20 protein-coding genes are annotated in these 22,191 nt (G+C 72.0%); 13 read left to right on the top strand and 7 right to left on the bottom strand.

What is annotated here, in order from left to right:
- Position 1 precedes the first annotated feature (1 nt).
- From JTJ31_RS12780 to JTJ31_RS12735, 10 genes are all read left to right on the top strand, one after another.
- The gene (locus JTJ31_RS12780; protein WP_207539049.1) at positions 2 to 964 is read left to right on the top strand and encodes a Bug family tripartite tricarboxylate transporter substrate binding protein; all 963 of its coding nucleotides are present in this window, start codon (positions 2 to 4) and stop codon (positions 962 to 964) included.
- Positions 965 to 968: 4 nt separating this feature from the next.
- Positions 969 to 2,072 (top strand): NAD(P)/FAD-dependent oxidoreductase, encoded by a 1,104-nt coding sequence (locus JTJ31_RS12775; protein WP_207539048.1) that lies wholly within the window; start codon positions 969 to 971, stop codon positions 2,070 to 2,072.
- Positions 2,069 to 3,649 (top strand): acyl-CoA dehydrogenase family protein, encoded by a 1,581-nt coding sequence (locus tag JTJ31_RS12770; RefSeq protein WP_207539047.1) that lies wholly within the window; start codon positions 2,069 to 2,071, stop codon positions 3,647 to 3,649. Before JTJ31_RS12775 ends, JTJ31_RS12770 begins: the two co-directional genes overlap by 4 nt.
- 77 nt (positions 3,650 to 3,726) lie before the next feature.
- On the top strand, positions 3,727 to 5,286 hold the full coding sequence (gene crtI / locus JTJ31_RS12765) for a phytoene desaturase family protein (protein ID WP_207539046.1): 1,560 nt from the start codon (positions 3,727 to 3,729) through the stop codon (positions 5,284 to 5,286).
- Positions 5,287 to 5,296: 10 nt separating this feature from the next.
- Positions 5,297 to 6,880, top strand: a complete 1,584-nt coding sequence (locus JTJ31_RS12760; protein WP_207539045.1) for a phytoene desaturase family protein — start codon at positions 5,297 to 5,299, stop codon at positions 6,878 to 6,880.
- Positions 6,877 to 7,686 carry a lysophospholipid acyltransferase family protein gene (locus JTJ31_RS12755; RefSeq protein WP_207539044.1) on the top strand — a complete coding sequence of 270 codons (810 nt, stop codon included), beginning with the start codon at positions 6,877 to 6,879 and terminating at the stop codon, positions 7,684 to 7,686. Before JTJ31_RS12760 ends, JTJ31_RS12755 begins: the two co-directional genes overlap by 4 nt.
- Entirely contained in the window at positions 7,686 to 8,783 is a 1,098-nt protein-coding gene (locus tag JTJ31_RS12750) for a glycosyltransferase family 2 protein (RefSeq protein WP_207539043.1), read from the top strand. Before JTJ31_RS12755 ends, JTJ31_RS12750 begins: the two co-directional genes overlap by 1 nt.
- Positions 8,780 to 10,390, top strand: a complete 1,611-nt coding sequence (locus JTJ31_RS12745; RefSeq protein ID WP_207539042.1) for a squalene/phytoene synthase family protein — start codon at positions 8,780 to 8,782, stop codon at positions 10,388 to 10,390. Before JTJ31_RS12750 ends, JTJ31_RS12745 begins: the two co-directional genes overlap by 4 nt.
- Positions 10,387 to 11,595, top strand: coding sequence for a hydroxysqualene dehydroxylase (locus JTJ31_RS12740; protein ID WP_207539041.1), 1,209 nt, complete (start codon positions 10,387 to 10,389; stop codon positions 11,593 to 11,595). Before JTJ31_RS12745 ends, JTJ31_RS12740 begins: the two co-directional genes overlap by 4 nt.
- On the top strand, positions 11,592 to 12,923 hold the full coding sequence (locus JTJ31_RS12735) for an aldehyde dehydrogenase family protein (protein ID WP_207539040.1): 1,332 nt from the start codon (positions 11,592 to 11,594) through the stop codon (positions 12,921 to 12,923). The genes JTJ31_RS12740 and JTJ31_RS12735 overlap by 4 nt, the downstream gene beginning before the upstream one ends.
- Positions 12,924 to 12,963: 40 nt before the next feature.
- Here the strand turns inward: JTJ31_RS12735 and JTJ31_RS12730 are convergent, their stop codons facing one another.
- Genes JTJ31_RS12730 through JTJ31_RS12710 form a run of 5 tightly spaced genes read right to left on the bottom strand, consistent with a single transcriptional unit; the run spans position 12,964 to position 17,780 of the window.
- Positions 12,964 to 14,724: a polysaccharide biosynthesis/export family protein gene (locus JTJ31_RS12730; protein WP_328805730.1), complete on the bottom strand. Its 1,761-nt coding sequence runs from the start codon at positions 14,722 to 14,724 to the stop codon at positions 12,964 to 12,966.
- Positions 14,721 to 15,968, bottom strand: coding sequence for a capsule biosynthesis protein (locus JTJ31_RS12725; RefSeq protein WP_207539039.1), 1,248 nt, complete (start codon positions 15,966 to 15,968; stop codon positions 14,721 to 14,723). The genes JTJ31_RS12730 and JTJ31_RS12725 overlap by 4 nt, the downstream gene beginning before the upstream one ends.
- Positions 15,925 to 16,572: an ABC transporter ATP-binding protein gene (locus JTJ31_RS12720; protein WP_207539038.1), complete on the bottom strand. Its 648-nt coding sequence runs from the start codon at positions 16,570 to 16,572 to the stop codon at positions 15,925 to 15,927. Before JTJ31_RS12720 ends, JTJ31_RS12725 begins: the two co-directional genes overlap by 44 nt.
- A gap of 3 nt (positions 16,573 to 16,575) precedes the next feature.
- The gene (locus JTJ31_RS12715; RefSeq protein ID WP_207539037.1) at positions 16,576 to 17,379 is read right to left on the bottom strand and encodes an ABC transporter permease; all 804 of its coding nucleotides are present in this window, start codon (positions 17,377 to 17,379) and stop codon (positions 16,576 to 16,578) included.
- An 8-nt stretch (positions 17,380 to 17,387) separates the two neighbouring features.
- Positions 17,388 to 17,780 (bottom strand): DVU3141 family protein, encoded by a 393-nt coding sequence (locus JTJ31_RS12710; protein WP_207539036.1) that lies wholly within the window; start codon positions 17,778 to 17,780, stop codon positions 17,388 to 17,390.
- A 90-nt stretch (positions 17,781 to 17,870) separates the two neighbouring features.
- On the opposite strand from JTJ31_RS12710, the gene JTJ31_RS12705 reads away from it, so the two are divergent.
- Positions 17,871 to 18,677, top strand: a complete 807-nt coding sequence (locus tag JTJ31_RS12705) for an SDR family NAD(P)-dependent oxidoreductase (protein ID WP_207539035.1) — start codon at positions 17,871 to 17,873, stop codon at positions 18,675 to 18,677.
- Here JTJ31_RS12705 and JTJ31_RS12700 read toward each other — a convergent pair.
- Entirely contained in the window at positions 18,631 to 19,368 is a 738-nt protein-coding gene (locus JTJ31_RS12700; RefSeq protein ID WP_207539034.1) for an SDR family NAD(P)-dependent oxidoreductase, read from the bottom strand. The two genes, JTJ31_RS12705 and JTJ31_RS12700, sit on opposite strands and share 47 nt — an antisense overlap.
- A 96-nt stretch (positions 19,369 to 19,464) precedes the next feature.
- On the opposite strand from JTJ31_RS12700, the gene JTJ31_RS12695 reads away from it, so the two are divergent.
- Both JTJ31_RS12695 and JTJ31_RS12690 read left to right on the top strand, forming a co-directional pair.
- Positions 19,465 to 21,273, top strand: a complete 1,809-nt coding sequence (locus JTJ31_RS12695) for an ABC-F family ATP-binding cassette domain-containing protein (protein WP_207539225.1) — start codon at positions 19,465 to 19,467, stop codon at positions 21,271 to 21,273.
- Positions 21,270 to 21,659 (top strand): DUF1232 domain-containing protein, encoded by a 390-nt coding sequence (locus JTJ31_RS12690; RefSeq protein WP_207539033.1) that lies wholly within the window; start codon positions 21,270 to 21,272, stop codon positions 21,657 to 21,659. Before JTJ31_RS12695 ends, JTJ31_RS12690 begins: the two co-directional genes overlap by 4 nt.
- On the opposite strand, the gene JTJ31_RS12685 is transcribed toward JTJ31_RS12690, so the two are convergent.
- Entirely contained in the window at positions 21,660 to 22,130 is a 471-nt protein-coding gene (locus JTJ31_RS12685; RefSeq protein ID WP_207539032.1) for a DUF1003 domain-containing protein, read from the bottom strand.
- Positions 22,131 to 22,191 lie beyond the last annotated feature (61 nt).

Below are 22,191 nucleotides of genomic sequence, written 5' to 3'. Positions count from 1 at the left end.
CATGCTCCGCCGCCCCCTCCTCCTTGCCGCCCTGGCAGCGCCCATGGTGGCGCGGGCCCAAGGCACCTACCCGACGCGTCCGGTCAACTTCATCATCCCCTTCGCCCCGGGTGGCGGGACGGACATCATCGCCCGCGCCCTCCAGCCCACCCTGCAGGAGGAGTTCGGCCAAGCGCTGGCGATCGAGAACCGCGCCGGGGCCTCGGGCACGCTGGGCATCGGACAGGTCACGCGGTCGCGGCCGGATGGCTACACCATGGCGATGACCACGGTCAGCGCCTCCGCCGTGGTGCCGCCGCTGATGAACCCGCCGCCCTACGACATCCTGCGCGACCAGACGCCCGTGATCCTGGCCGGCACGGTGCCGCTGGTGGTGGTGGTGCCCAACAGCAGCCCGGTGCGCGACTTCCAGGGCTTCCTGGCGCATGCGAGGGCCAATCCGGGCAAGCTCAACTACTCCTCCTCCGGCGTCGCCACGCAGCAGCATCTGGCGGCGGAGCTTCTTTCCTCCCAGGCCGGGCTTTCCATGGTCCATGTGCCGTTCCGCGGCACCGGTCAGGCGGTGACGGAAGTGCTGGCGGGGCGCATCGACATCGCGATGGACACGTTGCCTACCTACCTGCCGCATATCCGCGCCGGGCGGGTGCGCGCCATCGCCGTCACCATGCCGCAGCGCGTGGAATGGCTGCCCGACCTGCCCACCGTGGACGAGAGCGGCTTTCCCGGCTTCAACGCCAATGTCTGGTACATGATCATCGGCCCCGGCGGGCTGCCGGAATCCGTCACTGAGCGCTGGGTCGCCACCACCAATCGCGCCCTCGTCGATCCCACCGCGCGGGCAAGGCTGCGCGAAAGCGGCTTCATCGTTGGCGGGGGCAGTTCGGCCGATGCGGCGGCGCTGCTGCGCCGCGACGCGGAGCGCTACGCGCGGGTGATCCGCGAGGCGCGCATCAAGCTCGACTGAACGCATGACACGAACCGCCCTCGTCCTTGGCGCCGGCATCATGGGGCTTTGCGCCGCATGGGGCCTCCGGCGTGAGGGCTTCGCCGTGACGGTGGTGGAACAGGACACGGTGCCCAACCCGCGCGGCTCCTCCGTGGACGACCACCGCCTGATCCGCCACGCCTATGGCGCCCAGCGCGGCTACATGCGGATGGTGGACGAGGCCTACGAGGCGTGGGACGCGCTGTGGCGCGACCTGGGCGAGGTACTGCACGTCCCGACGGGCGTGCTGGCGCTGGACGAGGGCGGCGGCGACTGGCTGCGCGACAGCCGCGCCGCGCTGCGTGTGGCTGGGCACGCGATGCAGGACCTGTCAGCGGCAGCCGTGGAAGCTCGCTTCCCGCTGCTGCGCGGCGCCGGCATCACCGACGCCCTACACATGGAAACGGGGGGCGTGTTGCTGGCCGGGCGCATCGTCGCCGCCCTCGCGGAGCATCTGCGCGGGAACGGCGTCGCCTTCCGGCGCGCACGCGTGCGGGAGGTGGACGAGGCTCTGGTGCTGGAGGACGGGACGCGGCTTTCCGCCGACATGCTGGTCGTGGCGGCCGGCCCCTGGGCCTCGCGCCTGCTTCCCACCCTGCGCGGCCGGGTCACGCCCTCGGCGCAGGTGATCGTGCGTCTGCGCCCGGGCGATGAGCGTTGGTCGCGCATGCCGATGCTGCTCGACCTGTCGCCTGCAGGTGGATTCTACCTCGTCCCGCCCGTAGCGGGGACGCCGCTCAAGGTCGGCGACCATTCCTTTTCCCTACTCGGCGATCCGGATGACCCCGACCGCACGCCGGATGGGCGCGAAGTGGAGCGCATCCTTTCCCTCGCCGCGCGGCGGGTGCGCGGCATCGAGGATTGGGCGCGGGAGGGCGAGGCGATCTGCTTCTATGACGTGGAGCCGCGCGAGGAGTTCATCCTGGAAAAGATGAATCGCCGCGCCTTCGTCATGAGCGGCTTCTCGGGCCACGGATTTAAGTTCGGCCCCGTGCTGGGGCTGCGCCTCGCCGCTACCCTGGCCGGGCGTGAGGAGGCGACGGCGCTGTCGCGCTGGGCCGCCGGCAGGGAGAGCGTCGCCGCATGAGCAGACACACGACCCAGACGGAGGATATCGCCTTCGCCCTCACGCGCCTCTGCCCCATGCCGGGCGAGCTGGCGCCGGAGGAGGTGTCGGCGCTAGTGGAGGAGATCGCGCGCTTCTGCCGCGAGGTGGTGGCACCACACCGCATGGAGGCGGACCGGCAGGGCGCGGTGTTCCGCGACGGGGCGGTGCAATGCCCGCCCGCCTATCGCGAAGCCTACGCGGCGTGGCGCGAGGGGGGTTGGCAGTCGCTCTGCGCCGGGGCGGCGCATGGCGGGCAGGACCTGCCCTTCGCCCTCTGGGCCGCGCTGAAGGAATTGCTGGCGACCGCGGACATGGCCTTCTCGCTCTGCCCGACACTGACGGCGGGCGCGGTGGAGTGCCTGGAGCGCTTCGGGACGGAGGAGCAGGCGGCGCGCCTCCTGCCGCCGCTCGTCAGCGGCGCCTGGAATGGCACGATGAACCTGACGGAGCCGCAGGCGGGCTCCGACCTCGGCGCCATCCGCACGCGGGCGGAGCCGCTCGGCGATGGGCGCTTCGCCCTGCACGGCCAGAAGATCTTCATCACCTATGGCGAGAACGACCTCGCGGAAAACACGCTCCACCTCGTGCTGGCGCGGCTGCCGGATGCGCCGCCGGGATCGCGCGGCATCTCGCTCTTCGCCTGTCCGAAATTCCTGCCCGACGGATCGCGCAACCCGGTGCGATGCGGCGGCATCGAGCACAAGCTGGGCATCCACGCCTCGCCCACCTGCACCATGTATTTCGAGGGCGCGGTGGCGGAGATGATCGGGGAACCGCATCGCGGCCTCCCCGCCATGTTCGCCATGATGAACAACGCCCGGCTCCAGGTGGGGATCGAGGGCGTGGCGGCCGGGGCGCGGGCGCTGGAACTGGCGGAAGCCTACGCGGCGGGGCGCGAGCAGGGCGGGCGGCCCATCGCGCGGCATCCCGACGTGGCGCGGATGCTGGCTGAGATGCGCGCCACCACGCTGATGGGCCGCTTCCTGGCGCTGGAGGCGGCGGTCTGCGCCGACCGGGGCGACGAAGCGCGCCTTGCCCTGCTGACACCCATCGTGAAGGCTTGGTGCACCGATCGCGGCGTCGAGGCGGCGAGCCTGGGCGTGCAGGTGCATGGCGGCATGGGCTTCATCGAGGAGACGGGGGCGGCGCAGGTGCTGCGCGACAGCCGCATCGCCCCGATCTACGAGGGCACCAACGGCATCCAGGCCCTCGACCTCGTCACCCGGAAGCTGGGGCGCGACCAGGGGGCGGGGATGCGCGAGCTGATCGCGGAGGCGCGGGAGGCAGATGCGCGCCTCGTCCCCGCCGCCGGGGAGCTGGAGCGGGCGACGAGCCGGCTCTGCACGGCCTCGCTGGAGGAGGCTTCCGCCTCCGCCGCCGCCTATCTGGAGGCGGCGGGATGGGTGCTGGGCTCGGCGCGGCTCGCCCGCGCGGCGGCGCTGGATGGGCGCTACGCGCCGCTCGCGGATTTCGCCATGGCGCGGCTCCTGCCCCGGGCGCTGGCGCGGTGCGAGGAGGCGGCTTCGCCCGAGGCGGTGCTGGCGCTGCTCGGGTGACGGAAAAACCTTCCGTGCCCTTGCAGCCTTCCCGCCTGCCCGCATTTACACCAGGGACCACGACCGCAAGCACAGGCATGAACGCACCCCTTCCCGCCCCCGCGCTGCGACGGCAGCGACCTCATGTCGTCGTGGTCGGAGCGGGGCCGGGTGGCTTGGCCGCGGCCATGCAGCTGGCCGCCGGCGGGGCGCGCGTCACCGTGCTGGAGAAGGACGCCGTCGTCGGCGGCCGCACCCGCACCTTGGAGGCGCCCGGCGGCTACCGCTTCGATCTGGGGCCGACCTTCTTCCTCTATCCGCGCATTCTCCAGGAAATTTTCACCTCCTGCGGCGCCGATCTGGAGGAGGAGGTAGAAATGATCCGCCTCGACCCGCAATACCGCCTCGTCTTCGAGGGGGATGGCGGCAACGCGGTGCTGGATGCGACGCCCGACATGGACCGGATGGAGGCGGCGATCCGCGCCATCTCGCCGGGCGATGCGGCCGGGGTGCGGCGCTTCATGCGCGACAACCGCGAGAAGCTGGCCGCCTTCCGCCCGGCGCTGGAGCGTCCCTTCCTGGCGGCGCGGGCGATGATGGGGGCGGACATGCTGCGCTCCCTGCGTCACCTGCGTCCGCACAAGATGGTGGATGGCGATTTGCGCCGCTACTTCCGCGACCCGCGCATCCGCCTCGCCTTCTCCTTCCAGACGAAATACCTGGGCATGTCGCCCTTCCGCTGCCCCTCCATGTTCACCATCCTGAGCTTCCTGGAATACGAGTTCGGCGTGTTCCACCCGCGCGGCGGCTGCGGTGCGGTGAGCGAGGCGATGGCCCGCGTGGCGGAGCGCCTCGGCGTGGAGATCCGGCTGAACTCGCCAGTGGATCGCGTGTCCTTCAGCGGGCGTTGCGCCACGGGGGTTGAGGCGGCGGGGCGCCATGTCGAGGGCGACGCGGTGGTGCTGAATGCCGACTTCGCCCATGCCGTGCCGCGCCTGATTCCCGATGCGCTGCGGCGCGACTGGAACGACCGCAAGATCGAGCGCGCGCGCTATTCCTGCTCCACCTTCATGCTCTACCTGGGCGTGGAGGGGCGCTTTCCGGAGCTTGCGCACCACACGATCCTGCTCAGCCGCGAATACCAGCGCAACATCGCGCAGATCGAGGCCGGCGTGCTGCCGGACGAGCCCTCGACCTATGTGCAGAACCCCGTCGCCACCGATGCCTCCATGGCGCCGCCGGGGCATTCCTCCCTCTACGTGCTGGTGCCCGTGCCCAATCTGCGCTCCGGCCTCGACTGGGAAAGCGAGGCGCCGTGCTTCCGGCAGGCGGCGCTGGACCGGCTGAAGGCGCTGGGGCTGCACGACATCGAAAGCCGCATCCGGCACGAGCGCATGGTGACGCCGCAGGCCTGGCGCGACGACTACGCGGTGGGCTACGGCGCCACCTTCAACCTGTCGCACGACCTGCTGCAGATGCTGTCCTTCCGCCCGCGCAACCGGTTCAACGACACGGAGCGCCTCTACCTCGTCGGCGGGGGGACGCATCCGGGCTCCGGCCTGCCGGTGATCTACGAGGGCGCGCGCATCACCGCGAAGCTCGTGCAGCAGGATCTGCAAATTCCCGTCACGGCCGAGCCGTCGCTCGCCGCGCAGTGAGGACCACCGCATGACCACTTCCCACGTCGTCGTGATCGGCGCCGGCCTTGGCGGACTCGCCGCAGCCTGCACCGCCGCCGCGCGCGGCCATCGCGTCACGCTGCTGGACAAGAATCCATGGCTGGGCGGCAAGGCGGCGCAGCTTTCCCTCGACGCGCCGGATGGCTCGGGGTCGTTCCGCTTCGACATGGGGCCGACCATCCTCACCGTGCCGCGCGTCCTGCGCCGCATCTATGCCGAGGCGGGGCGCGACCAGGCGCGGGAATTGCCGCTGATCCGCCTCGACCCGCAATGGCGCTGCTTCTTCGACGACGGCACCTGGATCGATCTGCGCGAGAACGTGGAGGCGATGGCGGCCGAGATGGACCGCTTCGCCCCCGGCAGCGGCGCGGGCGATGGCTACCGGAAGTTCCAGCGCATCTCCCGCCACCTGCATGGCGTGTCGGAGAAGTTCTTCTTCTGGAAGTCGGTCGAGGGCATCGGCGACACGCTGAACATGCGCGCCAACATGCGCGCCGACACGCTGAAGGACGTGCTGGCGCTGCGCATGGGGCAGACCGTGGCGCGGGTCATCCGCGGCCACGTGCCGGATGAGCGCCTGGCGCAGATGCTCGACCATTTCTGCCAGTATGTCGGCTCCAACCCCTATCTCGCCCCCGCCGTCCTCGCCTCCATCGGCGACATGCAGGCGAGCGAGGGCGTGTGGTACCCGGTCGGCGGCACGCGCGCCGTGGCCGAGGGTCTGGCGAAGCTGGCTGGGGAACTCGGCGCCGATCTCCGCCCCTCCACCGACGCCACGCGCATCGAGGTCGAGAACGGCAAGGCTGTCGCGGTCCACACCGCCTCGGGCGAGCGCATCGCCTGCGACGCCGTGATCTCCAACATGGACGCGATCCGCACCTACACGGAACTCGTCGGCGGCGCGGCGGGCGAGGCCTATGGCAAAAAGGGATTCGAGCCCGCCTGCTCCGGCGTCGTGCTGTATCTCGGGCTGAACCGCCGCTACGAGCACCTGGCGCATCACTGCTTCGTCTTCTCCCGCGACGCGGAGGAGGAGTTCGACAGCATCTACAAGAAGGGCGAGCCGGCGCCGGACCCGACCGCCTACCTCGCCGCCACCGCCGTGACCGAGCCGGAGACGGCGCCACCGGGCGGTGAGGCGCTCTACGTGCTGGTGCACACGCCCCATCTGCGGCCGCATCATGACTGGGACAAGATCTTCCCCGGCTACCGGCAGGTCATCCTGGACAAGCTGAAGCGCACCGCCGGCCTCGGCGACATCGAGGATCGGATCGTGGTGGAGCGGCGCCTGACGCCGGTGGACATCCACGAGCGCTACCGCGTGCTGAACGGGGCGATCTATGGGCTGGCGAGCCACGGCTCCTTCCTCGGCGCCTTCAAGCCGGGCAATCGCTCGAAGCAGGTGAAGGGGCTCTACCTCGCGGGCGGGGCGGCGCATCCGGGTCCCGGCATGCCCATGGTGATGATGTCCGGCTGGATCGCTGCCGACAGCCTCGACACCGATCTCGGCGGGCGGGGCATGAGCGAGGAGGCGCGCGATGCCGGGCGGCGCGAGGCGGAGCTGGCGGGGTGAGCGCGAAGCGGGGCGGCGATCCGGTTGCCCTGCGGGACGAACGCTACGTCCGCTTCTTCCACCGCGCCTTCCTGCGCTTCTTCACGCGCCGGATGCGCGCCCTGCGCGTGGCGCGCTGGGGCATGCCCGAAGCGCCGGAAGGTGTGCCGCTGGTCATCTACGCCAATCACCCCTCCTGGTGGGATGGCGTGTCCTTTCTCCTGCTGGCGCAGCGTCTGTTTCCCGGGCGGCTGGGCTACGTGCCGATGGATGCGGCGGCGCTGGCGCGCTATGGCTTCATGCGGCGCATCGGCGTGTTCGGGATCGAGCAGAACAGCGCGCGCGGCGCCGCCGCTTTTCTCCGCACGGCGCGCAGCGTGCTGGCCGATCCGTCGCACATGCTGTGGATGAACGCGCCCGGCCGCTTCAGCGACGCGCGCGAACGCCCGGTCCCCATCGCCCCCGGCCTGTCCTACTTGCCGGAGATCGCGCCCGGCGCCGTGTTCCTGCCCTTGGCGCTGGAATACCCGTTCTGGGGCGAGCGCGCGGCAGAGGCGCTGGCCGGTTTCGGCCCGCCCATCCCCGCCTCCGAACTTCTGGCACTCGACCGCACGGCGCGGGCCGAGCGGATGCGCGCGGCGCTGGAAGCGGTGATGGACCGGCTGGCCGAGGATTCGATCAGCCGCGACCCTACGCGGTTCCAGGCGTTGACCGAGGCGCAGGAAGGCATGGGCGGGATCTACGGTCTGTGGCAGCGCCTGCGCGCCCGTCTGCGCGGCGAGGCGTTCGATCCGCGTCACGACACCGGCGCACCGAAGGGAAGCTGATGGAATACGCCCACGTCGCCCTCGCCTTAGCCCTGATGCCGGTCGTCTTCGGTACCATCAATCTGCTCCGCATGGCGCGTCCGCGCGGCACGCCGCCCGAGGGGACGCTCGTGTCCATCCTCGTCCCGGTGCGCAACGAGGCGGCGAATATCGGCGCCTGCCTCGATGCCGCCCTCGCCTCCACCGGCTGCGCGGTGGAGGTGGTGGTGATGGATGACGGTTCCACCGACGACACCGCCGCCATCGTGTCCAGCTATGCCGCGCGCGACGCGCGGGTGCGGCTGGTCGAGGCCCCTTCCCTGCCGCCGGGATGGACCGGCAAGGTGCATGCCTGCGCCCGGCTGGCCGAGGCGGCCCAGGGCACGCATCTGCTGTTCATTGACGCCGATGTGCGCCTCGCCCCCCATGCCGCCTGCGCCATGGCCGCCCATGCGGCGGCGAAGCGCATCGCCATGGTCTCGGGCGTGCCGCGGCAGCTCATCTTCTCGCTGGGCGAGGCGCTGACCGTGCCCTTCATCAACTTCCTGCTGATCTGCTACCTGCCCTTCGGCGGGCGGGCGACGAGCCGCCGGCCCAGCCTCGCCGCCGCCTGCGGGCAGCTCATCCTGGTGGAGCGCCGCGCCTATGCGGCGATTGGCGGGCATGGCGCGATCAAGGGGGTGCTGCATGACGGCATCGCCCTGGCCCGGCTATTCCGCAGCCGCGGCCACGACACGGAGATCTTGGACGGCGCGCCGCTCGCCACCTGCCGCATGTATGAGGGCTTCATCCCCTCTTGGGCCGGCTTCATCAAGAATGCGCGCGAGGGGATGGCGACGCCGATCGGCCTGCCGATCTGGACTGTCCTGCTGGCCGGCGCGCATCTCTGGCCCTGGGCGCTGCTGCCGGATGCGGAGGCCCTGCTGACCATCCTACTGATGTTCGCCCTGCGCGCCGCCGTGACGATCCGCACCGGCGAGCCGTGGTGGACCGTGCCGCTGCATCCGCTGACCGTGCTGGTGGCGCTGGCGATCCAGTGGACGGCGCTCTTCCGCTCGGCGCTCGGGATCAAGGCGGGCTGGAAAGGCCGCGCATATCCCGCCACAAGGACGGCATGAAGGCCCCCGGCGCGCCCAACCGCACCCACGACACCGAGAACTTCCCCACCGCCTCACTGATCCTCGCCCCCGAGCTTCGGGGGCGGGTGATGGCCTTCTACCGCTTCGTCCGCATGGCGGATGATATCGCCGACAGCGCCGAGCTGGCTCCGGAGGAGAAGCTGCGCCGCCTGGACGCGATGGAGGCAGCACTGGACGACCCCGCCACGGAGCTGCCCGAGGCCGCCGCGCTGCACCGGCTGGAGGTCGGCACGATGGAGGCGCGGCGCATGCTCTCCGCCTTCCGCCAGGATTCCACGATGGCGCGCTACCCGGACTGGGCGGCGCTGGAGGATTACTGCACCCGCTCCGCCGACCCGGTCGGGCGGATGCTGCTGCGCCTGCATGGCGACGCGACGCCGGAGGGCGAGGCGGCGGCGGATGGGCTGTGCACGGCGCTGCAGCTTCTGAACCACATCCAGGACGCGGCGGAGGACCGGACCAAGATCGGCCGCGTCTATATCCCGCAGGACTGGCTTTCCCTGGCCGGTGGCGAGGATGCCTTCTTCGACCCCGCCAACGCTGCGCCGCGCCGTGCCGTGCTGGATGCGGCGCTGGACCGGGTGGAGGCGGCGCTGGACCGCGCCGCTGCCCTGCCCCGCCTGTGCCGCAACCGACGCCTTGCCTGGCAATCCGCCATGACCATGGCCTGCGCGCGGCGCCTCCTGGCGAAGCTGCGCGCGGCGGATCCGGTGACCGGGCGGGTGGCGCTGGGCAAGACCGATTTCGCGAAGGCTCTGCTGACGCCGCCACCCTCCGATTCCGCGCTGGTCGCGTCGCGGGTGCGGCGCGCCGGCTCCTCCTTCGCGCGCGGCATGGCGGTGCTGAAGGGCGAGCGGCGCCGCGCCCTCTGGGCCGTCTATGCCTTCTGCCGCGACGTGGACGACATCGCCGACGGCGCCATGCCGGAGGCGGAGAAGCGCCGCCTCCTCCTCGCGTGGCGGGCGAAGCTGGACCGGCCGGATTGCGCCCTGTCGCGCGAACTGGCCTGGGCCTGCACCGCCTTCCGCATCCCGCGCGCCGAGTGCGAGGCGATGGTGGCGGGGATGGAGACGGATGCCGCCGACCGGCTGCGCCTGCCGGACGAAGCGGCGCTGGACCTCTACTGCCGCCGCGTTGCCGGTTCGGTGGGCGCGATGAGCGTGCGCATCTTCGGCGCGCCGGAGGCGGAAGCCTGGGGGCTGGCGCTGGGCCACACCTTCCAGCTCACCAACATCCTGCGCGACGTGGACGAGGACGCGCTGCGGGAGCGGGTCTACATCCCGCTCACGTTGCTGGCGGCAGCTGGCATCCCGGACGGGCCGGCGCGCGAGATCGTCGCCCACCCTGCCTTCCCCGCAATCTGCGAGACGCTCTCCGAACGCGCCGTGCAGGGCTTCGCCGTGGCCGAGGCGGAACTCGCACAGCATGACGTGGCGGCGCTGCGCCCGGCACGGGTGATGATGTGGGGGTATCGCCGCCTCCTCGACCGGATGCGGGCGCGTGGCTGGGCGGGGGCGCGGGTGCGCGCGCGTCTGTCGGGCATGGAGAAGCTGCGCATGGCCGCCTTCGCGGTGACGGGGCGATGATCCATGTCGTCGGCGGCGGCGTCGCCGGCCTCGTCGCTGCCCATTCCCTGCTGAAGGCGGGCCGCCCGGTCACGCTGCACGAGGGCTCGCCCGGCGCGGGCGGGCGGGCGCGCGCCCTGCCCGACGGCACCGACAACGGCACTCATGCGCTGATCGGCGCCAACCGCGCCGCGCTGCGCTTCCTGGAGGAGATCGGCGCGCGGGATGGCTGGATCGAGCCGGAGCCGGACGGGCTGCCGGTGCTGGACCGTGCCGACGGGTCGCGGCGCCTCGTCGCACTGTCGCCCTTCGGCTGGTGGCGGCGCGACCGGCGCCCGGCTGGAGTCTCGGCCGGGGCGGTGGTTTCGCTCCTGGCGATGACCCTGCCGGGGCGCGACCGCAGCGTGGCCGAGGCGATGTCGCGCCACCCGGAATTCTTGCGCGGCTTCGTGGACCCGCTGACCGTCGCGGCGCTCAACACCCCGGTCGGCGAGGCAGGGACGCGGCGGCTGGCACAGGTGCTGCGGCGGCTGGGCGCGCCGGGGGCCACACGGCTCCTCGTCGCCCGGCGGGGCTTGGGGCCTGATCTCGTGGAGCCGGCCCTGGCGGCGATCCGGCGCTTCGGCGGGACGGTGGTGACGGAGGACCGGCTGCGGAAGCTGGACCGCGCGGGCGGGCGCGTCACGTCGCTGCACCTGCATTCGGGCACGGTGGCGCTGGAGGAGGGCGATTCGGTGGTGCTGGCCGTGCCGCCCTGGGAGGCAGTGCGCCTCCTCACCCATGTCCTGGCACCGGAGCGCCATGCCCCGATCGTGAACCTGCATTTCGCCCGCACCGGCCCCGGCCCGGTGCGCTTCATCGGCATGGTGGGCGCGCTGTGCCAATGGGTGCTGGTGCGGCCTGAGGGCGTCTCCGTCACCGTCAGCGCCGGCGATGCCGAGGCGCGCGAGGAGGTGGACACGCTCGCGCCCCGTGCCTGGGCGGAGATCCGCGAGGCCGCCGCCGCCTTCGCCCTGCCCGGCGAATGGCCGGAGGAAACACCCCCCTGCCGGGCGGTGAAGGAGCGCCGCGCCACGCCGCGCCACGAGCCAGGGGCGATTCCCACGCCGCCGCGCCGCCCGCTCGCGAACCTCGTCCTGGCCGGCGATTGGACCTGGCCCGGCCTGCCCGCGACCATCGAATCCGCCACGCTGTCCGGCCTCGCCGCCGCGAAGGCGCTGCGGTGACGCCCGCCGTGGCGCTGGCGGCGCTGCGCGCTGCGGAGGCAGAGGACGGCGCACCGGACCTTGCCGCCCGCCGCGCCGCGCTCGAGAGGCTGCGGGCCGCCGTGCTGCGGCGTGCGGAGGATGCGGTGGCGGCGGCGGATGCGGATTTCGGCGGCCGCGCGGCGGAAGACACGCTGCTGGCCGACGTGCTGGTGGTGGCGGAGGCGGCGCGATACGCGGCGCGGCACCTCCGTCGCTGGGCGAAGCCGCAGCGCGTCTCCGTCCCCCTGCCCTTCCTGCCCGCCCGTGCCTGGGTGGAATACGTGCCCAAGGGGGTGGTGGGGGTGATGGCCCCTTGGAACTACCCGCTGCAGCTTGCCCTGGTTCCGGCGCTGGAGGCCGTGGCGGCCGGCAATCGCGTCTGCCTCAAGCCTTCCGAAGCCACGCCGCGCGTCGCCGCGCTGCTGGGGGAGATCGTGGCCGAGGCGTGGGGGCCGCGAATGGGGCTGGTGGTGCAGGGCGGGGTGGAGGTGGCGCGCGACTTCGCGACCCAGCCCTGGGACCATCTGGTCTTCACCGGCGGCACGGAGACGGGGCGGCGCGTCATGGCGGCGGCTGCGGCCAACCTCACGCCGCTGACGCTGGAACTGGGCGGAAAGTGCCCGTCCCTGGTGCTGCCGGGGGCCGATCTGCGCGAGGCGGCGCGGGCCATCCTGGCGGCCAAGGCGGTAAATGCGGGCCAGACCTGCATCGCTCCGGACACGGTGCTGCTGGTGGGCCACCGGGCCGCGGATTTTCATGCTGCCTGCCGCGCCACCGGCATCGGCGCAGCGGAAACGTCGGTGATTAATCCGGCGCAGGGCGCGAGGCTGGAGCGCATCGCCGGGGGCACCGAAACCGAAACGCTGGGCGAGGGAACGACACCACTGCGCCTCGCCCCTGCGCAGGGTGCGCTGGCGGCGGAGGAAATCTTCGGCCCCGTGCTGGCCGTGGAGGAATGCGCCGATCTTCCGGCCGCGCTGCGCTGGATCGCCGCCCGGCCGCACCCGCTTGCCATCGCGCTGTTCGGCGCGACGCGGGCGGAGGAGGAGGCGGTGGCTGCCGGCACGAAATCCGGTGCGCTGGTCGTGGGCCGCGCCATGGAGCACGCGGCCATGCCAGGCCTGCCCTTTGGCGGCGTCGGCGCCTCGGGCTTCGGGAGGCGCGGCGGCGAGGCCGGGTTCCGCGAGTTCTCGAACCCGCGCGCCCGGGTGCGGCACGGGCGCGTCGCCCTGGCGCGGCTGCTCGATCCGCCGCGCGGCGACTTCGCGCGCAAGCTGGCGCGGCGGCTCGTGGGGCTGAAGCCCTGAAAATGGCTGCGTGACCGCCGAAGCGGTCACCCGAAATCCCTCACCAGTTCTGCACCGTCCGCGCCGCGAAGGCGGCCTGGAAGATCAGCTGCGAGAAATCCGTCGCGATCTGGAACAGCTTGGGGTCCAGGCGCGGCATGGCGATCAGCTCGTCACCCGGGCGCGGGCCTTCGCGCGGGTCCAGCACCAGCTCGCCCGAGGCGCGGCGGATCATCACGTTGCGCGAGGAACCGCGCTGCGTGTAGCCGCCCGCCTGCTGGACGTAATCGTTGATGCTCATGTCCCGGTTCCACACCACGGCGCGCGGCGCCGTCACCTCGCCGGAGACGAGGACGGTGGAGGAACGCTCGGGGATCACGATCACATCCTCGTTCTCCAGCCGCACTGAGGAGCACCGGCCATTGGAGTCAAACACGACCACCCGCCCCTCGGGCTGGGTGCGGCGGGCGCGCTGGAGATAGGAGGCGACGAGATTCGCCTCCTGCGAGCGGATATTGGCGACGCCCGTGGTGGCGGAGACGGCGGTGAAGAGCTGGCGCTCCAGACGCTCGATCGCCTCCTCCATCGCGCGGCGCTGCTGCTGCGCGACACGCGGCCGCAGCAGGTAGATGCTGTTGGTGTCGGCGAGGCCCGGATCCACCGCGATGTAGTCGAGGGCCTGGCACAGCGTCACATCGCGATCGGCCACGAGGACGGAGGGCCCGATGCGGCTGCCTTCCACCATCACCCGCACGGTCTGGGCCGGGCGGTCGGTGATGAAGGTCACCACGTCCTGGTCGGAGAGCGGGATGGAGGAAAGCTCCGCCAGCGTGGCGTAGCGGGAGAAGGGGCGACCGTCGCGGTTGCCGGTGATGATGGCGTTGGTGGCGGAGGGCAGCGGACGCGCATAGTCCACCAGCTCACGCCCCGACATGGTGCGGCCCGGCACCTCAAACAGGAAGTTGTTGCGCACCGCCCCATCGGCGCCGACCAGGGCGCGCTGGCGGCCCACCAGCAACGTGTCGCCCTCCTGCAGCCGCACCGGCGGCAGGCGCCCCTCGAGCAGGAAGCGGTAGAGGTCCACCGTGGCGATGGCGCGGCCGCCGCGCATGATCGAGATGTCGCGGAAGGAGCCGCGCGTGGGGTCCACCCCGCCCGCTCGCTGCAGGAAGTCGATGACGGAATCCGCGGCCGAGCCACCGAAGCGGCCGGGGGTGCGGACGAAGCCGGTGACGAAGACGCCGATGCGCTGCGTGGATAGCAGCACGGCATAGACCTGTACCTGCTGGGTGTAGATGCGGCGGACCTCGCCCTCCACCACGCGCTGCACGTCGCCGGCGCGGGTGCCGACGAGGCGCACGGGGCCGATATTGGGCAGGAAGATGTTGCCCGCGGAATCCACAGGCATGATGCCTTCCGCATCCACCGCGCCCCAGACGCGGACGGAAACGCGATCCCCGGGCTGGATGATGTAGTTGGGGTTCGGCGCGTCGGAGGCCGCCGTGGCCTCGCGCGTGAAGATGCCGGCGCCGAACACGGCGGTGGGGCCGCCCGTGTTGCGCGGCGCCTCGCCCAGCGCCGGGGCGGCGCTGACGCCGGCCTCGGCCTCGGTCGTCTGGCCGGCGCGGGCGACGGTGGGGGCGCCGGGCGGCTGGCCGATCAGCGATTGCTGCTGCTGGAATTGCTGCAGCTGCTGCGCCTGCTGCGGCGTCAGTACCGGCAGCATGTTCTGCGCCGCCGCCCCGCCCGCGAGCGCGAACCCGGCCAGCGCGGCCAGCATGGCGCGCGTCACGAAATACTTCATCGGAATCCCCCGGGTCACGCGGCGTGTTCCTTCACGCCGGCGACCAGCAACCAGCCCAGACCATAAAGCAGCGAAAGCCCCGCGAACACGTAGACCGTGCCGAGGATGGGACGCGGGAAGAGCGAACGCTCCGCGAGGTTCGGCTCCACCACCCGCACCAGGAAAAGCTGCTGGCGCTGCGCGTCCACCATCGCGCGCTCCAGCTGCATCGTGGCGGAGGCGAGGGCGCGGGCCGCGAACTCCCCTTCCAGCCGCAGCCGCTCATAGGCGGCCAATTGCTCCGTCAGGCCGGTGCCGGCGGCGGCGAGGCGACGCCGCTCCTCCGCCAGCTGCTGCTCCGCCCCCTCGATGCGGCTGCGCAGGCTCTGGATCTGCGGCGCGTTGGGGCGGGCGAAGGACTGGGCCTGCTGCAGCTCCGTGCGCAGCCGCGTCACCTCGCCTTCCAGCCGCCCCAGTGCCTCCACGTTGATGGCGATGGAGCGCGAGGGGTCGAGCGACTGCTCGCGCTGCCGGAAGGCGGTCAGCGCGGCGCCTGTCTCCTTCGCGCGCTCCTCCGCCCGTTCCAGCTCGAGCCGCGCGGCGCGCACGGAATCGTCGAGCAGGCGGCGGTTCATCTCGTTCACTCGATCCTCGCCGAGGGAGAGGAGGAGGCGCGACACCTCCAGGCTGTCGGCCGGACGGAAGGAGCGGACCTGCAGCGTGGTGACGCCGCTGTTCTGGTCGATCTCCGCCTTCACCTGCCGGCGGAAATACCACAGCAGACGCTCCGCCTCCGGCTCCTCCCACCACAGCCGCGCCAGCGGATCGGCCTCGGGGCGGCGGAACAGGGAAACGAGGTCGAGCCTCTCGCGCAGAAGGCGCACGGCGTCGTGTGACAGCAGGAAGTCGCGCAGCGCCGTCGCATCCTCCGAGGCGGCGCGGAACCCGGCCTGGTTCAGCGCCTCGCCGAGCAGGGAGACGGCGTTGCGCTGCTGCCCGCGCAGGGTGAAGCGGGACTCGCTGATGTATTGCGGCGCCGCCACCGCGAAGAGGTAGAGCGCGGCGAGCAGCGTCGGCAGGATGACGGCGAAGGTGAAGGGGAAGCGCCGGATCGGGCCGAAGATGCCGCGCCGCGGCCGCGTCTGCGGCGGCAGCAGCCGGCCGATATTGAGCGGCGGCGCGGCGGAGGGCGCTGGCGCCTCGCGTCGCAGCGTGGGCGGCTGTGCGCCGCGCACCCCTTCAGAGCGCACGATAGGCGGCGAAAGCCTGGTCCAGATCTTCATGGAAGTGCAGCTTCCCGTCTTGGAGCACGGCGGCGCTGGTGCAGAAATTCCTCACCAGTTCCTCCGAATGGGAGACGAGGATGAGGGCGGCGCGGCCGCGGCGGGCCATCAGCTCCTCCCGCCCGCGCCCGGCGAAGCGGGCATCGCCCGCCGCCACCATCTCGTCCACCAGGTAGCAGTCGAAATCCACCGCGAGCGACAGCGCCAGCGCCAGGCGCGACTGCATGCCCGAGGAGTAGGTGCGGACCGGCATCCGCATGTGCTCGCCGAGTTCGGCGAACTCCTCGCAGAAGCCGAGCGTCCAGTCCACCGGGCGGCCGTAGATGCGCGCCACGAAGCGGACATTGTCCGCGCCGGACAGGTTGCCGTGCAGCGCCCCGCCATAGCCCAGCGGCCAGGAGATACTCATCTCCCGCTGGATGCGGCCCGCGTTGGGATGCTCGACGCCCGCGATGAGGCGCATCAGCGTGGACTTGCCTGCGCCGTTGCGGCCGAGGATACCGATGGCATCGCCCTTCCACACCGCCGCGTCCACCCCGCGCAGCACCTCCTTGTCGCGCCCCCGCACGCGGTAGCTTTTCCAGACTCCCTCCAGGCGCAGCATCGCTCACGTCTCGAGATGCGGCCGCGCCGCGCGCAGGGCGACGAGGCCGAGCGTGTTGGTGACGAGGATCCAGGCGCCGAGGTAGCTGATGTCGTAATGGAAGGGCACGACGTCGCCGTAGAAGGAATGGCGCACGAATTCGTAGACGTGGACCGTGGGGATCCAGAGGATCATCTCCTGCATCTCGGCCGGGAACCACCAGACCATGAAGAAGGCGCCCGAGGCCGGCAGGGACAGGTAGGTGGCGGGGTGCACGATGCGGTCCACGTTGTGGGCCCCCAGCACCCCCAGCGAGGCGACGAGCAGCGCGACGCCGTGCATCAGCAGCGCCATCAGGACGAGGCCCATCGCGATGCCCAGAGGTTCGCGCGGCCAGTTGTCGGTGAGGATGCCGACGCCCGTGAGGAAAATCGTCAGCGCCACCAGCACGGCGGCGCATTCCAGGACGGTGCGCGCCATCAGCACGTCATGCAGCCGCACCCGCGCGTGGAAGAAGAGTGCGGCATTCGCTTCGAGCGCCGTGGAGGCGCGCGTCACGATGGAGCGCAGCAGGTAGTAGGGCGTGTAGGACAGCACGTAGAAGGGAAAGGGCGCGAGCCCGCCCGGCAGCCCGTGTCCCGCGATGTGATGCAGCGTGGCAACGCAGCCGGCCAGGATCATCGGCTCCACGAAGAGCCAGACATAGCCGAGATTCTCCCGCCCGAAGCGCGCGTGCATCTCCCGCATGATCAGTGCGCCCAGCACGTTGAACTGGACGCGCAGGGCGCGGGACAGGCTGGGCTCGGGGAGGATGGGGCCCGGGCGCATGGCGTGGGTCAGCGCGACGCGCCCTGCAGAAGGGGCCGGGCGCTGCGGAAGGCGCCATCCGGGTCCTGACAGGCGACCTGCGCCCGTTCGTTGAAGCCGGCGCCCAGGATCACCTCGCGGCATTGCCGCCCGCTCGCCGCATGGAAGACCCGGGCGAGGCGCACCGGCTGCCCCCCGGCCACGCCGGATTGGCCGGGCGCAGCGGAGGCGGCGAAGACGGCGACCGGGTCATTGGCGGCCGCAGTGGCGGAGGCCGCGGGCAGGGGCAGCGGCGCGGCGGACATGGTGCGGCCCGGATCGGGTTGGAACGCCGCCGACACGTCGGAGAAGCTGGGGAGCGACGAACAGGCGGACACGATCAGCAAGAGGGGTAGAAACAAGAACCGGCGCAGCACCATCATCAACCTTCCCGGGATAGGCGGGCTTCGACGGCCCTCTTCCTCAACCTATACGGGCTGAGCCCGATCAACAATTCGCGGAGAAAGTGGGAGATGGCGGCAAGGTGCGTCCTGATCACCGGCGCCTCGCGCGGCTTGGGCGCGGCGCTGGCGCGGCACCTCGCCGCGCCGGGGGTGATGCTGCGCCTCGTCGCGCGGGACGCGGCGGCGCTGGAGGCGGTGGCGGCGGAATGCAGGGCGCGCGGCGCCGAGCTGGACACCGCGCTGCTGGATGTGCGCGACGCGGCGGCGATGGCGGGACGCCTCCTCGCCTGGGATTCGGGGCAGCCCTTCACCCATGTCATCGCGGCGGCGGGCGTGTCCTCCGGAACGCCACCGGAGGGTGGGCTGGAGGCGCCGGAGCTGGCCGCGCGGACGGTCGCCGTGAACCTGCTGGGGGCGATGAACACGGTGGCGCCGCTGCTGCCTCGCCTCATCGCGCGGCGGTCGGGGCGGGTGGTGCTGGTGGGCTCCGTCGCGGGGTTCCTGGGCCTGCCGGACAGCCCGGCCTATTGCGCCAGCAAGGCGGGGCTCTGGACCTGGGGCGAGGCGCTGCGGGCGAAGCTGGCACCCGATGGCGTGGGGGTGACGGTGGCCGCGCCGGGCTTCTTCGGCAGCGCGATGAGTGCGCGCTATGCCGGGCCGCATCCCGGCGAGATCAGCGCCGAGGCGATGGCCCGCCGCATCTGGCGGGCCGTGGAGCGCGGGCGCGGGCGCGTTGCCGTGCCCGCCGCACTGGGGCTGCTGCTGCGTCTCCTGCTGCTGCTGCCCGCACCGCTCGCCGACCGGGCGGCGCGGCTGCACCGCTTCACGATCAGCCCAGAAGCTGCCCCCCATCCACCACCACCGTATGCCCCGTGACCCAGGAAGCCAGCGGCGAGGACAGGAACAGCACCACATTCGCCACCTCCTCCGGCGTGCCGAGGCGGCCGAAGGGAATGGAGTTCAGGATGCGGTTGTAGAGCGTCGGGTCCTCCGACTTGCGCTTCTCCCAGGAGCCGCCGGGGAACTCGATGGAGCCGGGGGCGACGCCGTTCACCCGGATGCCGTCCGAGGCGAACATCGCCGCTTGGGACTGGGTGTAGTTGATCAGCAGCGCCTTCACCGCCGCATAGGCCGGTGTCCGCAGGGAGGGGCCATAGCCGGAGATGGAGGAGAGGTTGACGATCGAGCCGCGCGACGCCTTCAGCGCCGGCAGCGCCGCGCGGGTGGCGCGAAAGGTCGCCAGTACGTCCACGTTGAGCGAGGCCGCCCAGCCTTCCTCCGTGTCCGAGGCGCCGAAGCCGGAGGCGTTGTTCACCAGCACGTCGATGCCGCCCAGCGCCTTCTCCGCCTCGGCGATGTAGCGGCGCACCGCCACACCGTCCGACAGGTCGCAGGAAGCGGCGTGGCCCTTGGTGCCAAGTTCGGCACGGGTGCGCTCCAGCGCCTCGGCGCCGCGGGCGCAGATGGAGACGGCGGCGCCCGCCTGGGCGAAGCCCAGCGCGACCGAGCGGCCGATGCCCTTGGAACCGCCGCACACCACGACGCGCTTGCCGTTGAAGTCGAACATGCTGTCTTGCCCCTCCGCTTTCCCTGCGATGGAAGGCCGGGGCGGCGCCGGGCGCAAGCCTTGACGCGCGTGTCCCCGCGCCCCAATCGCGCCCCCATGGCCGCGCCCCCTGTCCTCATCCTTGATGCCATCCGCTTCACCCTGGGCGGCAAGCCGCTGCTGGACGGCGCCGCGCTTTCCGTCGCGCCGGGCGAGCGCCTAGCGCTGGTGGGGCGCAACGGAAGCGGCAAGTCCACCCTGCTGCGCATCGCAGCGGGAGAACTGGAAGCGGAAAGCGGCACGCGCTTCGTCCAGCCCGGCACGACGATGCGCTACCTCCCGCAGGAGCCGGACCTGTCCGGCCACGCGACAGTGCTGGACTATGCCCTGGCCGGCCTCGGCCCGGCCGACGACCCGTATCGCGCCCGTCACCTGCTGGAATCGCTCGGCCTTTCGGGCGAGGAGGACCCATCGCGCCTCTCCGGTGGCGAAGCACGCCGGGCTGCGCTCGCCCGCGCCCTGGCGCCGGAGCCGGACATCCTCCTGCTGGACGAGCCGACCAACCACCTCGACCTGCCGGCCATCGAATGGCTGGAGGAGGAGCTGGCTTCGATGCGCGGCGCGCTGGTGCTGATTTCGCATGACCGGCGCTTCCTGGGCCGGCTGTCGCGCGCGACGCTGTGGCTGGACCGCGGCACGACGCGGCGCCTGGATCGGGGCTTCGCCGCCTTCGAGGAGTGGCGCGAGACGGTGCTGGCGGAGGAGGAGCAGGCCGCCCACAAGCTCGGCCGGCAGATCGCACGGGAGGAGCATTGGCTGCGCCACGGCGTCTCCGCCCGCCGCAAGCGCAACATGCGCCGCGTCGGCGAACTCCAGGCGCTGCGGCAGGCGCGGCGGGACCGCGTGAAGCCGCAGGGGAACGTGAAGCTGGAGGCGGCGGAGGCCACGCCCTCCGGCGCGCTGGTCGTCGCGGCGGAAGGCATCGCGAAATCCTTCGGCGGCGCGCCGGTGGTGCGCGACTTCTCCACGCGCATCCTCAAGGGCGACCGCGTCGGGCTGGTGGGGCGCAACGGCGCCGGCAAGACGACGCTGCTGCGGATGCTGACCGGCGCGCTGCCGCCCGATTCCGGCACGGTGCGGCTGGGCACGAATCTCCAGATGGCGACGCTGGACCAGATGCGCGCCGCCCTCGACCCGAACGCCACACTGGCGGACACGCTGACCGAGGGGCGCGGCGACCAGGTCTGGGTGAATAACCAGCCGCGCCATGTCATCGGCTACATGGGCGACTTCCTGTTCGGACCGGAGCAGGCGCGCACCCCGGTCGGAAAGCTCTCGGGCGGGGAGCGCGGGCGGCTGCTGCTGGCGCGTGCCCTCGCCGCACCCTCCAACCTGCTGGTGCTGGACGAGCCGACCAACGACCTGGACCTGGAAACGCTGGACCTGCTGGAGGAGATGCTGGCCGATTACGGCGGTACGGTGCTGGTGGTGAGCCATGACCGCGACTTCCTGGACCGCGTCTGCACCTCGGTGATCTTTGCCGAGGGCGAGGGGCGCTGGGTGGAGTATGCGGGTGGCTATTCCGACCTGCTGGCGCAGCGCGGCGCGGGGGTGGAGGCGGCCAAGGCGCCGCGCGCCGCCCCGGCCGCGCCGAAGCCCGCCGCGCCGCCCGCCCCTGCCCCTTCGCGCGGCAAGCTCAGCTTCAAGGATCGTCACGCGTTGGAGACTTTGCCAGCCACGATGGAGCGGCTGGGCAAGGAGATCGCCGTCTTGCGCGAATGGCTGTCCGATCCGGGGCTCTATGCCCGCGACCCCAAAGGTTTCGAGACGCGCACCAAGGGCCTCGCAGAACGCGAGGCGGCGCTGGAAGCGGCCGAGGGGGAATGGCTGCGCCTGGAGATGCTGCGCGAGGAGCTGGAAGGGTGATCGGCCTCCTCCTTCGCCTGCGGCGCCTGCCCGGGCTGCTGTCGGTGCTCTGGACGGCGCTGCGCGACCCGCGCACGCCGCTGCGCGCCAAGGCGGTGGCGGTGCTGGCCGCCGCCTACGCCATCTGGCCCATCGATTTCCTGCCCGACGTGGTGCCCTTTGCCGGCTGGCTGGACGACCTCGTGGTGGTGCCGCTGCTGCTCGGGCTGGCGGCGAAGATGGTGCCAGGGCCGGTGATGGACCAGGTGATCGCGCATCGCGGTGGCCGCCCGGTGGTGGGCCGCCCGGCCGAGGCCGCGGAGCCGCCGCGCTCGCCGCTCTGGCCCTGGGCCATGGCGGGGCTGGCCCTGCTGGTGCTGCTGGGCTGGGCCGCGCTGGGACGCTGATCAGGCCTGGCCGCGCCGCTCCTCCAGCAGCGTTTCCACCAGCCTGATGAGGCGCAGCATCTCCACCTCCCGCAGCGCGTCCACCTTGGCGTGCAGCGCCTCGATCTCCAGCTCCGCCTTCACGTTGATCTCGTAATCGTGATGCGCGTGCGCGCGGTCGATCTCGGCCTGCCGATTCTGGCTCATCATGATGATGGGCGCCGTGTAGGCGGCCTGGAAGGACAGGACGAGGTTGAGCAGGATGAACGGGTAGGGGTCCCAGGCGTGGTTCCAGGCCAGGATGTTGGCGACCATCCAAAGCACCAGCATCACGCTCTGCACGATGATGAAGCGCCAGGACCCCACGAGCCCGGTCACGCGGTCGGCCACGCGGTCGCCCCAGCCCAGGGCCGGATGCGGCCGGTGGGCGGGACGGGCCCGGCGCAGGGCGCGCAGCCGGGCCAAGTCGTCGGAAGGGTCGGGGGCGGTCATGCAAGGCTCCGGAGCCGGAATGACCAGAAGCTACCCCGCCCGCCCTCCGGCGGAAGCCGGG

The organism is Sabulicella rubraurantiaca, assembly GCF_017355885.1.
Taxonomy (GTDB): Bacteria; Pseudomonadota; Alphaproteobacteria; order Acetobacterales; family Acetobacteraceae; genus Roseococcus; species Roseococcus rubraurantiacus.
Note: the sequence above shows the minus strand (reverse complement) of the source record. Positions and strands in the feature narration are given on the sequence as shown.

Excerpts from the sequence above, each read along its gene's own strand:
- JTJ31_RS12780 (WP_207539049.1), top strand. The coding sequence starts at position 2 with ATGCTCCGCCGCCCCCTCCTCCTTGCCGCCCTGGCAGCGCCCATGGTG.
- JTJ31_RS12775 (WP_207539048.1), top strand. The coding sequence starts at position 969 with ATGACACGAACCGCCCTCGTCCTTGGCGCCGGCATCATGGGGCTTTGC.
- JTJ31_RS12770 (WP_207539047.1), top strand. The coding sequence starts at position 2,069 with ATGAGCAGACACACGACCCAGACGGAGGATATCGCCTTCGCCCTCACG.
- crtI (WP_207539046.1), top strand. The coding sequence starts at position 3,727 with ATGAACGCACCCCTTCCCGCCCCCGCGCTGCGACGGCAGCGACCTCAT.
- JTJ31_RS12760 (WP_207539045.1), top strand. The coding sequence starts at position 5,297 with ATGACCACTTCCCACGTCGTCGTGATCGGCGCCGGCCTTGGCGGACTC.
- JTJ31_RS12750 (WP_207539043.1), top strand. The coding sequence starts at position 7,686 with ATGGAATACGCCCACGTCGCCCTCGCCTTAGCCCTGATGCCGGTCGTC.
- JTJ31_RS12745 (WP_207539042.1), top strand. The coding sequence starts at position 8,780 with ATGAAGGCCCCCGGCGCGCCCAACCGCACCCACGACACCGAGAACTTC.
- JTJ31_RS12740 (WP_207539041.1), top strand. The coding sequence starts at position 10,387 with ATGATCCATGTCGTCGGCGGCGGCGTCGCCGGCCTCGTCGCTGCCCAT.
- JTJ31_RS12725 (WP_207539039.1), bottom strand. The coding sequence starts at position 15,968 with ATGAAGATCTGGACCAGGCTTTCGCCGCCTATCGTGCGCTCTGAAGGG.
- JTJ31_RS12720 (WP_207539038.1), bottom strand. The coding sequence starts at position 16,572 with ATGCTGCGCCTGGAGGGAGTCTGGAAAAGCTACCGCGTGCGGGGGCGC.
- JTJ31_RS12715 (WP_207539037.1), bottom strand. The coding sequence starts at position 17,379 with ATGCGCCCGGGCCCCATCCTCCCCGAGCCCAGCCTGTCCCGCGCCCTG.
- JTJ31_RS12710 (WP_207539036.1), bottom strand. The coding sequence starts at position 17,780 with ATGATGGTGCTGCGCCGGTTCTTGTTTCTACCCCTCTTGCTGATCGTG.
- JTJ31_RS12705 (WP_207539035.1), top strand. The coding sequence starts at position 17,871 with ATGGCGGCAAGGTGCGTCCTGATCACCGGCGCCTCGCGCGGCTTGGGC.
- JTJ31_RS12700 (WP_207539034.1), bottom strand. The coding sequence starts at position 19,368 with ATGTTCGACTTCAACGGCAAGCGCGTCGTGGTGTGCGGCGGTTCCAAG.
- JTJ31_RS12695 (WP_207539225.1), top strand. The coding sequence starts at position 19,465 with ATGGCCGCGCCCCCTGTCCTCATCCTTGATGCCATCCGCTTCACCCTG.
- JTJ31_RS12685 (WP_207539032.1), bottom strand. The coding sequence starts at position 22,130 with ATGACCGCCCCCGACCCTTCCGACGACTTGGCCCGGCTGCGCGCCCTG.